This window comes from Cupriavidus sp. SIMBA_020 (genome assembly GCF_046535395.1).
In the GTDB taxonomy this organism is placed as follows: domain Bacteria; phylum Pseudomonadota; class Gammaproteobacteria; order Burkholderiales; family Burkholderiaceae; genus Cupriavidus; species Cupriavidus campinensis.
Genome location: NZ_JAWRWU010000210.1, coordinates 1 through 339 on the forward strand (window position 1 = coordinate 1; position 339 = coordinate 339).

At 61.7% G+C, this 339-nt stretch carries 1 protein-coding gene and 1 pseudogene; both read left to right on the forward strand.

Annotated features, from left to right (window positions below):
- Positions 1 to 174 (forward strand): annotated as a pseudogene (gene hisZ / locus SB751_RS28860) (ATP phosphoribosyltransferase regulatory subunit); the annotation flags it as partial.
- Between the two features lie 76 nt (positions 175 to 250).
- A partial coding sequence (locus SB751_RS28865; RefSeq protein WP_410748891.1) for an adenylosuccinate synthetase occupies positions 251 to 339 on the forward strand: 89 nt, incomplete at its 3' end.

Sequence of the window (339 nt, forward strand, 5' to 3'; positions counted from 1 at the left end):
GTTCGCGCGCCCTGGGGGCAAGCCCCCGCCCTGACCGAGGCGGTCCGCCGTCTGCGCCGGTCGGGTGAGATTGTCGTTCAGGTATTGCCCGGTCACGAGCAGGATCAGGACGAATTCGTTTGCGATCGCGAGCTGGCGCTGCAAGACGGCGCCTGGACGGTCAGAACGCTGTGACTAACTCCCTCTCGGCAACGAGAGGGCCGCGGGGAGATTTCCGGATTTCCCGAGAAACTCGATATTGATTCGTAACATGAGCAAGAACGTAGTCGTAATCGGCACTCAATGGGGTGACGAGGGCAAGGGCAAGATCGTTGACTGGCTGGCGGAATCCGTCCAGGG